10 protein-coding genes are annotated in these 12,490 nt (G+C 69.6%); 2 read left to right on the top strand and 8 right to left on the bottom strand.

From position 1 onward, the window contains the following. The 8 genes from ABD172_RS06845 to ABD172_RS06810 form a co-directional block, all read right to left on the bottom strand. Positions 1-533 (bottom strand): copper transporter (locus tag ABD172_RS06845; protein WP_344308167.1); only part of this gene is annotated, 533 nt, incomplete at its 3' end. 16 nt (positions 534-549) lie between these two features. Beyond that, positions 550-1,737 (bottom strand): putative cytokinetic ring protein SteA, encoded by a 1,188-nt coding sequence (steA, locus tag ABD172_RS06840; protein WP_344308165.1) that lies wholly within the window; start codon positions 1,735-1,737, stop codon positions 550-552. A 61-nt stretch (positions 1,738-1,798) separates the two neighbouring features. Beyond that, positions 1,799-3,502: a DNA repair protein RecN gene (gene recN / locus ABD172_RS06835; RefSeq protein ID WP_344308164.1), complete on the bottom strand. Its 1,704-nt coding sequence runs from the start codon at positions 3,500-3,502 to the stop codon at positions 1,799-1,801. Between the two features lie 71 nt (positions 3,503-3,573). Continuing rightward, positions 3,574-4,500, bottom strand: coding sequence for an NAD kinase (locus ABD172_RS06830; protein WP_344308162.1), 927 nt, complete (start codon positions 4,498-4,500; stop codon positions 3,574-3,576). Then, complete coding sequence (locus tag ABD172_RS06825) at positions 4,497-5,393, bottom strand: TlyA family RNA methyltransferase (RefSeq protein WP_344308160.1); 897 nt, start codon at positions 5,391-5,393, stop codon at positions 4,497-4,499. Before ABD172_RS06825 ends, ABD172_RS06830 begins: the two co-directional genes overlap by 4 nt. Beyond that, positions 5,390-5,548, bottom strand: coding sequence for a hypothetical protein (locus ABD172_RS06820; protein ID WP_344308159.1), 159 nt, complete (start codon positions 5,546-5,548; stop codon positions 5,390-5,392). The genes ABD172_RS06825 and ABD172_RS06820 overlap by 4 nt, the downstream gene beginning before the upstream one ends. Beyond that, positions 5,545-6,510: an HAD-IIA family hydrolase gene (locus ABD172_RS06815; protein WP_344308157.1), complete on the bottom strand. Its 966-nt coding sequence runs from the start codon at positions 6,508-6,510 to the stop codon at positions 5,545-5,547. Before ABD172_RS06815 ends, ABD172_RS06820 begins: the two co-directional genes overlap by 4 nt. Further along, positions 6,507-8,168, bottom strand: a complete 1,662-nt coding sequence (locus tag ABD172_RS06810) for a hypothetical protein (protein ID WP_344308156.1) — start codon at positions 8,166-8,168, stop codon at positions 6,507-6,509. Before ABD172_RS06810 ends, ABD172_RS06815 begins: the two co-directional genes overlap by 4 nt. Before the next feature lie 159 nt (positions 8,169-8,327). On the opposite strand from ABD172_RS06810, the gene ABD172_RS06805 reads away from it, so the two are divergent. Further along, positions 8,328-10,481: a choice-of-anchor I family protein gene (locus tag ABD172_RS06805; protein WP_344308154.1), complete on the top strand. Its 2,154-nt coding sequence runs from the start codon at positions 8,328-8,330 to the stop codon at positions 10,479-10,481. 237 nt (positions 10,482-10,718) lie between these two features. After that, positions 10,719-12,311: a calcineurin-like phosphoesterase C-terminal domain-containing protein gene (locus ABD172_RS06800; protein WP_344308152.1), complete on the top strand. Its 1,593-nt coding sequence runs from the start codon at positions 10,719-10,721 to the stop codon at positions 12,309-12,311. The last annotated feature ends 179 nt before the right edge of the window (positions 12,312-12,490 follow it).

Here is a 12,490-nt window from a genome sequence, read left to right as displayed (position 1 = left end):
GGCGGGGTCTCCTGCGCGGCGACGGGGGCCGCGGTGGTGGGTGCGGCCGGGCCCGCGAGTGCGCGAGCGGCCGCAGTACTGAGCGCTGCGTCCTCGGCCTCGGGCAGCGTCGGGTCCAGACCGCGCAGGGTGCCGAGCAGTTCGTCCGCCTCGGCCACCGCGAACGCGGTCTCCCGGAGCGTCGTCGTGCCGACGAGCGTGCCCCCGGCCTCCCCGAGGCGTGCGGTCACGGCATCGACCGTCGCCGCATCGACGGTGTCGCTCACGACGAGGGAGACGTTCACCCCGGTGAGCGTGTCCGACAGCAACTGGCCGGCGGTCGCGGTCACGTAGGAGTCCGCGTCGGCGATGGTCGTGTTCGCCTCGTCGAGGTCCAGACGCAGGTTGTCCCGGTCCTCCCGGAGGGAGTCGACCTGGGCCTGCAGCGAGTCCGCGATCGGCTCGCGCAGGGGGCCTGCGCCGAGCACGATCCCCACCGCGAGAGCGAGGAAGACGGAGATGAGGGAGACGAGGTGGTAGCGGAAATCGATCACGAACCGTCAGCTTCCTTCAGGAGATACCGAAGAGGAGGGCGAACCACTGGGCGACGCCGTCGAACTGCGCGCCGAGGAGACCCAGCGCGGTCTGCCCGGCGGCGGTCGCGGAGATCGCGGCGAGGAGCGCCACGAGCCCTGCACAGGCGAGGAGGACGAGCTGCCAGGTCGAGATGCGCTGCCGGTAGAGGAGGGAGACCCCCTTCGCGTCGACGAGCTTCGATCCGATCCGCAGCCGGGTGAGGAATGTCGAGGCCATGCCGCGCCGTCCCTTGTCGAGGAACTCGATGAGCGTGTCGTGCGTGCCGACGGCGACGATGAGCGCTGCGCCCTTGTCGTCGGCCATGAGCATCGCGATGTCCTCGGAGGTCCCCGAGGCCGGGAAGGTGACGGACTCGAGTCCGAGGGACGCGAGACGTTCGACCCCCGGGGCGCGGCCGTCCCGGTAGGCGTGGACGACGAGCTCGGCGCCGGAGGCGAGTGCGTGGTCGGACACGGAGTCCATGTCACCGACGATCATGTCGGGCGCGTACCCGGCTTCGATGAGGGCGTCCGCACCTCCGTCGACGCCGATGAGGAGGGGGCGGTACTCGCGGATGTACGTTCGCAGCATCGCGAGGTCCTCCTTGTAGTGGTACCCGCGGACGACGATGAGGGCATGTCGGTCCGTGAAGTCGGTACGCACGTCCGGGACGACGATCTCGTCGGCGAGGAGGTCGGAGTCCTTTCGGATGTACTCGATGGTGTTGTCGACGAAATCGACGAGCACCTCGTTCATCCCGGCGGCCGCGTCCTCCATCGCCTCGTCGACGAGCGCCGGGGTGAGGAGTGTGCCGGAGACGAGAACCTCGTCACCGCGGAGGACCTTGCCGTCCTCGAGGCGGATCTCCTCGCCCTCGGTGAGGAGATCGAAGATCTCGTCACCGGCGGCGTCGATGAGCGGGATCCCGGAGTCGACGATGATCCCCGGCCCCACATTGGGGTACCGCCCCGAGGTGCTCGCGGAGGCGTTGACGACGGCCGCGGGGCGGCAACCGACGAGCGCCTCGGCGCTCACCCGGTCGATGTCGGAGTGCCGGATGACGGCGATCTCCCCCGCCTGGAGGCGCTTCGTGAGATCCTTCGTCCGGCGATCGAGGCGCACGACGGCAGGGCCGACACGTGTGTCGACATCGATCTGTTCTCGTCCCTTGCGTAGCTTCATCAACGGGACATTCTTCCAGACGACACCCGGGAGAATGCCCGTCCGGGCCTGGATCCGTGTGTCAGAACTGTGATTTGTCCCGATGTGCGAGCTCGAGGAGCTCCGCCGCGTGCGCCCGCGCGGAGTCGGAATCCGACATCCCACCGAGCATCCGGGCGAGTTCGGCCTCCTGCCCCGCCCGGTCGAGGACGGTGACACCGGAGACGGCGCCCCGCGCCCGGTCGTCCTTGACGATCGTGCAGTGCTGGTCGGCCCAGGCCGCGACCTGCGCGAGATGTGTGACGACGATGACCTGGGAGGTCTTCGCGAGCATCGCGAGGCGTCGTCCGATCTCGATCGCAGCCTTGCCGCCGACCCCGGAGTCGACCTCGTCGAACACGAAGGTCGGGAACCGGGTCGAGGACGCCTTGACGACCTCGATCGCGAGCATGACGCGGGAGAGCTCACCACCGGAGGCGAGCTTGCCGATGTCCCCCGGCTCCGAGGCTTCGTGTGCGGAGAACAACATGCGCACGGAGTCGGTGCCGAGCGCGTGCGGCTCCTCCGCCTCCGTGATCTCGAAGACGATGCGGGCGCGCGGCATCGAGAGAGCCGTGAGTTCGGCGGAGACCGCCCTGGCGAATCGCCCCGCCGCCTTCTCGCGGGCCGCCCTCAGACGATCGCCCGCCTCGCGCATCCGGGTGTGGGCCTCCTCGACGCGGGAGGCGATGTCACCGAGCGAGGACTCCGAGTTCTGCAGGTCGAGGAGTTCCTTCCCCGCCCGTTCCTCGAACGCGAGCACCGCGGCGTTGTCCTCACCGAACGCCTCGAGGGAGGAGAGCGCGGCGCGGCGCGACTCCGTCTCCTCGAGCGACATCTCCCCGAGTTCCTCGAAACCCTGGAGGTAGTCGGTGAGGGACGCAGCGAGATCTCCGACCCGGATGCCGAGGTCCGTGAGCCCCTGCACCGAGTCCCGGAGCGAGTCGTCGAGGGCCGAGGCGCGTTCGAGTTCGGCGACCGCACCGGCGAGGAGGTCGGCGACGCCCACCGTCTCGTCCCAGTCGGTGCCGACGAGCCGGGCGTGGGCGGCACCGACGGCGGTCTTGAGGTCCTCCGCGGCGCCGAGGCGCACCGACAACGCCCGGAGTTCCTCGTCCTCCCCCGGCAGCGGACGCACCGCGTCGATCCGTTCGAGGCTCGAAGTGAGCCAGGCGATCCGGTCCGCGCGTTCGGTCGCCGTCGCGAGCAGGCGCTCGTGTTCGGCCGCGAGGTCCTTCCACTCCCGGTGGGCCCGGCGGTACGCCTCCAGCGCCTTGGCGACCGGCGCTCCCCCGTACTCGTCGAGGAGAGCGCGTTGGGTCGCGGCGTTCCGGAGGGTGAGCTGCTCGGACTGTCCGTGCATGGAGACGAGGCGGTCGCCGACGTCCTTGAGCACGCCGAGCGGAACGGTCCGCCCGCCCGCGGTGGCACGGGCCCGGCCGTTCACCGGGACGACGCGGGTGACGATGGCCTCGTCCTCGTCGACGTCACCGCCGGCCTCCGCGATCCGCTCGGCGACCTCAGGGGTGACCGCCGTGAGGTCGAAGACGCCCTCGACGACCGCACGTTCGGCGTCCTTGCGCACGACGTGGGCGTCGGCCCGGGCGCCGGTGAGGAGGTCGAGAGCGGTGACGAACATCGTCTTGCCGGCACCGGTCTCACCCGTGACGACGGTGAGACCGGGACCGAGGTCGATCCGCGCCGAGGAGATGACTCCGAGGTCGTTGATACCGAGTGAACTGATCACGGGGCGATCCTACAACCGGAACCCGCGCATCTCCGGAGCTTTCGTGCATGCGTGTCCGAAAACAGTTCGAATTACTGAGCGTCCTCACCGCGCGCGGGGCCGCGCCAGCCGGAGACGGGGAGCTGGAACTTCGCGACGAGACGATCGGTGAACGGGCCTTCCGCGAGGCGCGCGAAATTCATCGGCGTCCGCGCGCGTGTCGCCTCGATCCGGCTGCCCGGCGGCAGGTCGATCTCACGACGACCGTCGCACCACAGGACCGCGTCGGTCCCGGTCGGAGTGTCGAGGAACTCGACGCCGAGGCGCGAACTCGGAGCGACGACGAGCGGTTCGGAGAAGAGCGCGTGGGCACTGATCGGCACCATGAGGAGAGCTTCGACCTCGGGCCACACGATGGGCCCGCCGGCGCTGAAGGCGTACGCGGTCGACCCGGTGGGGGTCGCGAGGATGACCCCGTCGCACCCGAAGGTGGAGACCGGCCGTTGGTCGACCCCGCAGACGAGCTCGATCATCCGGGAGTTCACGCCCTTCTCGATCGTCGCGTCGTTGAGTGCCCAGGCCCGGTGGATCTCGCGGCCCCGGTGGAACACGGTGATGTCGAGGGCGAGGCGCTCCTCGACCCGGTAGTCGCGGGCGACGGCGCGGTGCACCGCGTCCTCGAGGTCCTCCTTCTCGCTCTCCGCGAGGAAGCCCACGTGACCGAGGTTGACGCCCATGATCGGGACACCCGTGCGATGGAACTTCTGGGCGGCACGGAGGATCGTGCCGTCGCCGCCGAGCACCATGACGAGCTCGAGGTCGGTGAGGCGTCCGATCCGTTCGTCGGCGATGACGTGGATGCGGGGATCGGGCGGGCCGGCGTGCTCGACGAGAACGGTGTACTCGGACGCGAGCATGACGGGACGGATCCCGTCCTTCTCGAGCGTCGTACAGGCCGCGAGCGCGGCGGTCCGGGCGTCCTCGCGGTGGGGGTGGAGGACCACGGCGATGCTTCTCATGCGCTCTCCCTCCCGATCGATTCCGTCATCCGTGCCACGAGGTCGGTGGCCGGATCCGAGACTACCCCTCCCCGAGGCCGCCGGACGTGGAGGAAGTACTCCCGATTGCCGGTCGGTCCCGGCAGACGGCTCGGCGCCCACCCGAGGATCTCGCCACCCCGAGAGGTGAGATCCCGCGCCACGTGGGCGACCGCCTCGGCGCGCCGGACGGGAGAGGTCACCACCCCGTGCTTGTCGAGGGCGCTCCGGGCGAGCTCGAACTGCGGCTTCACCATGAGGAGGAGCTCGCCGCCGGGCCGGACGATGCCGAGGAGCCGGTCGGTGAAGTGGGTGAGAGAAATGAAACTCACGTCCGCCACGACGAGATCGACGCCGGTGTGCGGGGCGATCCACGCGGGATGGAGCGCGCGGAGGTTGTGTCCCTCGAGGTTCGTCACCCGTGAGTCCGACCGCAGTTCGGCGGCGAGCTGATCGTGTCCGACGTCGACGGCGTAGACGTGGGCGGCACCGCGGGCCAGGAGTACCTGGGTGAAGCCCCCGGTCGAGGCGCCGGCATCGAGACACACCGCGTCGGCGAGGCGCTCGGCCGGTCCCGGCAGATCCGTGAGCGCGCCGAGGAGTTTGTGGGCGCTCCGGGCGACCCAGGGGTCCTCGTCCTCGAGGACGAGGACCGCCTCGGGAGGGACGCGGAACGCCGGTTTGCGTACGACGGTGCCGTTCACCCGGACCCGTCCGGCGTCGATCTCCCGTGCGGCGCGGTTGCGCGACCGCACGAGCCCGCGCTCCACGAGCGCCTGGTCGAGACGCAGCGCGGTGGCGGCCCCGGTCGGGTTCGCGCCGTCCGCGCCGATCGCTCCGCTCGTGCCCGGTGCGTGTGCCGCCTCGCCGGTCACAGGGAGTTCAGCCCGTTCTCGAGATCCGTGAGCAACTCCCCCGCTGCGTGGAGGGACTCGGCGTCCGGAGCACTCTGCAGGGCGGCGAGGCGCTCGGCGAGTCCCGTGGTGTCGAGGTCACCGGCGAGTTCGGCGGGCGTCGGCTGCTCGCTCATCGCTCGACCCTCGCCGGGAAGGCGGAGAGGTCGAGTTCCATCGCCTCGGGCAGCGAGGCGACGAGCGCGAGGGCCGCGTTCGCGGCGTCGAGCGTCGGGGTGTCGGTGACGAGGCGTCGGCCCTCGATCCGTACCGCGGCGCCGTTGCACGCCGCGGCGAAGCTGTCGAACACGTGCGCCGGCGGCAGGGGCTCGAGGAGATCGGTGAGTCGCCGCACGATGTGGCCCGGGCGCATGATCTCGGGAGCGAGGAGCGCGTCGTGGATGTCGTGCACACCGGTGAGGACGAGCGCGGAGTCGTACCCGGCGGCGACCGCTCCCTGGATGTCGGTGTCGAGCCGGTCGCCGACCATGATCGGGTTCCGTCCGCCGATGATCCGTGCGGCTCCCTCGAGCATCGCGGCCGAGGGTTTTCCGGTCACGGTCGGCGTGGCGCCGGTCGTCTCCTCGACGACGCGCACGAACGCGCCGTTGCCGGGGAGGAGCCCCCGTTCGGTCGGGGCGGTCGGGTCCATGTTCGTCGCCCACCACCGCGCACCCGCGCGGATCGCGATGGAGGCCTCCGCGAGTTGCTGCCAGTCGATCCCGCGGTGGAATCCCTGGAGCACCGCCGCGGGCTGTTCCTCGGCCGTGCGTACCGGGACGAGCCCGGTGTCCGCGACGATCCGGTGCATGGAGTCGGAACCGACGACGAGCACGCGGCTCCCGGCCGGAAGCGCCTCGGCGACCGCTTGCGCCCCGACGACCGCCGAGGTGACGACCTGTTCGGGCTGGGCGGCGAGGCCCAGCTCCCGCAGGTGGGCGGCGACCGTGTCCGCGCTGCGGGAGGCGTTGTTCGTGACGAAACCGTACGGGATCCCGCGGTCCGCGAAGGCCCGCAGGGCCTCCGGTGCTCCGGGGACCGCGTGCGGGCCCTCGTAGACGACGCCGTCGAGATCGAGGAGTACGGAGTCGAACGTCACTTCGTGTCTTCCGGGTCGATTCCTGCTTCCAGGAGGATCTCGTCGACCTCGTCCTCGATCGAGACCGGGGCGTTGGCGTCCTCCTCGGGGGTGTCCGCGGCCGAGGTCCCGGACGAGCCCTCGTGCGCCTCGGCCTCGGCCGGCTCGGGGTCTGCGGAGTCCCCGGTGGTCGGTGCCTCGACGGGCTCCGCCGACTCGGCGGCCTCGGACGGCGGCTCCTCCGACGGCTCCTCCTCGAGCACCTCCTCCTCGATGGTGAGGATCTCGACGCCCTCGTTGGGATCGACCTCCTCGTCACCGAAGAGGATGCCGGTGGCCCGTGCGGTCCTGCGGGCGAGTTCCTCGTACTTGTCGGCCATCTCCCCGTCGCCCTCGAGGCGCAGGACGTCCGAGAACGCGGACAACAGGCGGACGGTGGCACCGCTCGGGTGGCCGGTGAAGCCCTCGGCCTCGATGATCCGGTGGGCCTTCGCGATATCGCCGAGGTCCGCGTGCGCACCGGCGGCGACGATGACGAGTTCGGCCCAGATGGCCGGGTCCACGTCGGCCTTGTCGACGGATTCGAAGAGCTCGAGTGCCTTCCTCGGGTTGCCCCGGCCGCGCTCGGAGTCCGCGATGATCGCGAGGTTGTCGTTCGATCCGGAGATCCGGCGGTGCGTGCGCAGTTCGCGGATCGCCTCGTCGTACTTCTCGAGCTGGTACGCGACAAGGCCGAAGGCCTCACGGACGGCCCCCACACGGGCGGCCCGGGACACCGCCGCCTGGGCGTGTTCATAGGCGAGTTCGGGGTCGGTGTCGACGAGGCGACCCGCGGCGACGATGTGCTTGGCGACGGTCTCCGCGTTCTTCTTCTCGAGCGACCGCAGCTGCGACTTCACATCACCGGCGAGTTCACGCCCGGTGATGCCCTCGGGGATCGCCGGTTCGTTGCGACGCACCTTGTTGTCGTGGCGGTCGTGGTCGCCGGGCCGGCGGTGGCCCGCGCGATCGGTCCGACGGTCGTTCCGGTCGTTCTTCCACTCGGGCCGTCCACCGCGGGAATCACCGTCGCGCTTCCAGGCCGGCTTGCCGTCCTTCTTCCAGTCGGGTTTCCCACCGCGACGATCGGCTCCCCGGCGGTCGGCACCACGCCGATCATCGGTTCGACGGTCGTCGCCGCGGAACCCGCCACGGGAATCCCCACGGGAGTCACCGTCACGCTTCCACGACGGCTTCTGGTCCTTCTTCCACTCCGGCCTGCCACCCCGGCGGTCGCCTCCGCTGGAATCACCACGGGAGTCCCCACGGGAGTCACCGTCACGCTTCCACGACGGCTTCTGGTCCTTCTTCCAGTCGGGCTTCCCACCACGACGGTCGTCACCCCGGAACCCACCGCGCGAGCCACCACCGCGGGAATCACCACGGGATTCACCGCGGGAATCACCGTCACGCTTCCATGCGGGACTGCCGTCCTTCTTCCACTCCGGCTTGCCACCCGAATCGCGGCCGCCGCGGTATCCGCCGCGGGAACCGCCCGACTTCCCCGAGGTGCCCGAGTGACCGGAGCGGTTCGGACCGCCGGAGCCACGCCCGGAGCCGCCGCCCACTCCGCGGGAGCCGTTCCGGTCGTTGCGGTTGTGGTTCGACTCGCCTGAGCGATCGCTGCTCGAATTGGACACGGTTCTCCCTGTTCAGATGACGCCGGTGGGCGTCCCCAGTCTACGTCGGCGGCCCGAACCCAGGAGAATTCACGCCCCGTTCACGCAGAGTCCGCGAGACCCCTTTCCGGGGTGCCTAGTTTGGGGTGCGTTCACCTCCGATCCACGCGAAAGGCACACATGATCCCCCGTCGTACCCACGCCCGAGGAGCCGGTTCCCCGCGCGTTCTCGGGGCCGGGCTGCTCGCCTCGGCACTCGTCCTGCCCGCCGCTGCCCTCGCGGCTCTCCCGGCGCACGCGACCGGCACGGCTCCGTCCACCGCGATCCCCCACGTCGCTCACGCGGCCGAGGAGTCGTCGATCTCACTGTCTCCGCTCGGTTCCCACCGGGAGAACGTCTTCGATGCAGGCGCCGCGGAGATCGTCCAGTACTACGCGGCGAAGCAGCAGGCGCTCGTCGTGAATGCGCAGCAGGGTGTCGTCCAGATCATCGATGCGGCGGATCCGACCTCGCCCGAGGCGATCGACACGCTTCCGACCGCCGGCGTCCCGGTACAGGGAGGTGGGCAGGTCCCCGCGGGCGGGGTGGCGAACTCGGTCGCGGTGCGCGAGGACGGGCTCGCCCTCATCGCGGTGGAGGCGGAGACGAAGACCGATCCGGGCTGGGTGGTGGCGTACGACGTCTCGGGCGAGGCGCCTCGGGCGCTCGGTGCGGTGACCGTCGGGGCGCTGCCCGACTCCGTCGTGATCTCCCCCGAGGGGGAGCATGCGGTCGTCGCGAACGAGGGTGAACCGGCCGAGGACTACTCGGTGGATCCGGAGGGCACGGTGAGCGTCATCGCTCTGCCCGTGACACCGGAAATGCTGGCGCGGGGTGCCGTCCGGACCGCCGACTTCCACGCCTACGAGGCCGACGGGGAGTTCGACCTACCGCAGGGCATCCGGATCTTCGGAGGTCGAGAGGACGCGCTCGGAGAGACGCCCGAGTTCCCCGTCTCGGAGAACCTCGAACCCGAGTATTCCACGATCCTGGGTGATCGCGCATATGTGACGCTCCAGGAGGCGAACGGAATCGCCGTGATCGATCTCGCAACGGCCTCCGTCGTCGACATCCTCCCGCTCGGCTCGCAGGATCTGTCCGAGGTCCCGACGGATCTCACGAACGAGGACGACGCCTACAACCCCGTCACCGCGCCGATCACCACGTTCCGGCAGCCCGACACGGTGAAATCCGTGACGATCGACGGGACCGATTATCTGCTCACAGCGAACGAGGGCGATTCCCGTGATTGGGACGGATACGGCGAGGAGGCCCGCGTGGCGGACCTCGGGGCCGGGGACACCCCGCCGATCTGTGACGCACTCGTCACCGAGGCCGGCTTCGACAGCGCTGCCGCGATGCAGGAGGACACCGCACTGGGCAGACTCACGATCACCCTGGCCCAGGGCCTCTCCGCCGACGGTTCCTGCTACGAGGAGATCCACGGATTCGGTGCGCGGTCCTTCTCGATCCTCACGACCGACGGCGAACTCGTCTTCGACTCCGGGAACGACTTCGAGGCGATCACCGCCCAGGCGCTTCCCGATCAGTTCAACGCGAACAACGACGAATCGGGCATCGACGCGCGCTCGGACGACAAGGGCCCCGAGCCGGAGGCCATCGAGGTCGCGCAGATCGGAGACCGGACCTACGCGTTCATCGGTCTCGAACGCGTGGGCGGGATCATGGTGTACGACATCACGGATCCGGGTGACTCGCGCTTCCAGACCTACGTGAACACCCGCAACTTCGACGTCGAGCTCATCGCCGACGACGTCGAGAACGCGGGCGACTCCGGGCCCGAGAGCATCGTGTACGTTCCCGCCGAGGACGGGTCCGCGGGCATGATCGTCGTCGGGAACGAGGTCACCGGCTCGACGACGTTCTTCGACGTCACGACGCTGGGGACGCAGCCGTCCTCGACGCCGCCGGCCACGGTGCAGCCCTCGGCTCCCACGGAGCCCACGGATCCCGGAGCCTCTCCCGTTCCGGAGACCGGTGGTGCACCGACGGCTTCCTCCACGGAATCCTCCACGGGCGAGGCACCTACCGGTCCGGGCGTGTCGCCGGGCGATGCCGAGGAGTCGTCCCCGGCGGCCGGACCCGGCCGGACGAGCGTGCCGAACGGCACGGCCGACGCGACCACCCCGGGCACGACGCGGGATGCGGACGCGGAGGCCGCCGGGTCCCTTCCGCGGACCGGCGCCTCGGCCGTGGTCCCCGCACTGCTCGGGCTCGCCCTGCTCGCGGCAGGTGGCCTTGCGGTGGCCGCCGCCCGCTACCGCCGACACTGAGCGGTCAGCAAGGCGCCCATCGCTGTGGAGACAGGACGATCACCGCAGGTGGGGGCCCTTCCCCCGCGGTAGGATCACATTTCGATAACGGGTATCGGATTGTTCGTCAATGGAACTCTTCACGAAGAATCCCGTCCTGTTTCGTCGCCGTGAATCGACCTGCACGTCACCTCGGTCCGTGAACGTGTGTCCGGGCTGCCGAGAGCCGGCAGCCCGGACCACTCACCGAGGAGCCATATGCATCCCCTTGCCCTCGGATCCCGCCGCGTTCTCGCAGCAGCCGTTCTCGCTGCCGCGGTCGCCGGTTCGGCCGCGATCGCGGCACCCGCTCACGCCCACCCCCACGACGAGAAGCCCTCGCACGGCAAGGATGCGGGGAAGCACTGGGAGAAGGACGCCTTCCGCGGACAGGTCGACGTCGTTCCCGGAGACGGCGCGGACGAGGAGACCGTCAGCGGAACTGTCTTCGAGGACAGGAACGAGAACTCGAAGCAGGACCGCCGGGAGAAGGGTATCGAGGGCGTCACCGTGTCGAACGGACGCGACGTCGTCACCACCGACGGGGACGGCGCCTACGAGCTCCCCGCCTACGAGAACATGTCGGTCTTCGTGACGCAGCCGGCCGGGTACCAGGTGCCCGTCGACGAATCGAACGTCGCCCAGTTCTCCTACACCCACCTGCCCGAGGGCTCCCCCGACGACCTCTCCCTCTACCCGCAGACCCGCGAGCTCGCGAACATGCTCAACGGTCCCGCCCGTTTCCTCCCGGGCAATCACGATCTCGACTTCGACGCGACCTCGAGCGAACACGCGTTCGACACCTACCGCCAGAACTTCGGTGCGGAGTACTACTCCTACGACGTCGGCAACATCCACTTCGTCGCCCTCAGCACCGTCGAGTACCCGCTCGAGGGCAGCACCAGCTACGAGGCCGGCATCGACGACCGCCAGATGGAATGGCTCCGCAACGACATCGCGAACACCCCCGAAAACAAACTCGTCGTCATCGCCGGCCACATCGCTCTGCTCGACTTCGCGGACAACGACCTCGCACAGCACCAGGTGCCTCAAGTGAAGGAGATCTACGAACTTCTCGACGGCCGTGAGGCACTCGCACTGTCCGGCCACACCCACTCCCTCGAGAACCTCCAGGAAGGCGATGCGGTCGCCGGTTGGCGCGAGGTCATGGGTGTCGAGGAACTTCCGTTCCAGCACATCACCGCCGGCGCGATCTCCGGTGACTGGTACTCGGGCGAGATGCTCGAGGGCGGCTACCCGACCGCTCTCCAGCGCGACGGTGCGGTCCCGGGCGTCGTGAACCTCGCCATCGAAGGCACCGAGGTGAGGGAGAGCTTCACCATCCGTGGTGGAGACGAGGAGGACCAGATGGCGCTCGGCCTCAACTCCCCCTCCTACCGTGAGTGGTTCGAGGAGAACAAGGACGCGGACGGCGACGCACCGGGATTCGAGCACCCCGGTACCCACACCGCCGAGGATCTCGCAGACACCACCTGGCTCACGACGAGCTTCTGGATGGGCAGCACCGGAGCCACCGTGGAGGTCGAACTCGACGGAGCCGAAGCGGAGCCCGCCGAGCGCACCCAGGAGATGGCCGGAGAGGCCGTGAAGATCGGAGCCGAATGGTCCGATCCCGCGGCGACCCAGGAGCAGCTCGTCCACGGAGGCAGCGTGGCCGACCGCTCGATGCACATCTTGCGTTACGAGCTCCCCACGGCCCTCGAGGCCGGGACGCACACCGCGAAGGTCACCGCCACGGACCGCCACGGTGAGTCCTTCACCGAGACGATCGAGTTCGCCGTCGAGGACTGACAACGACGTTGGCAGCCGACGACAACCGGGCTGCCTCGTGAATGCAAAAGGGCCCGGGGAGATCTCCCCGGGCCCTTCCTCGTTGCAAAAAACCGGCAACGCCGGTGAATGCAGGATGGCCCTGGAACCGTCACGGTTCCAGGGCCATCCTTCTATTCAAAGAGTATTGCGGCGGTGAC

This window comes from Brevibacterium samyangense, assembly GCF_039529845.1.
GTDB classification, from domain to species: Bacteria; Actinomycetota; Actinomycetes; order Actinomycetales; family Brevibacteriaceae; genus Brevibacterium; species Brevibacterium samyangense.
Note: the sequence above shows the minus strand (reverse complement) of the source record. Positions and strands in the feature narration are given on the sequence as shown.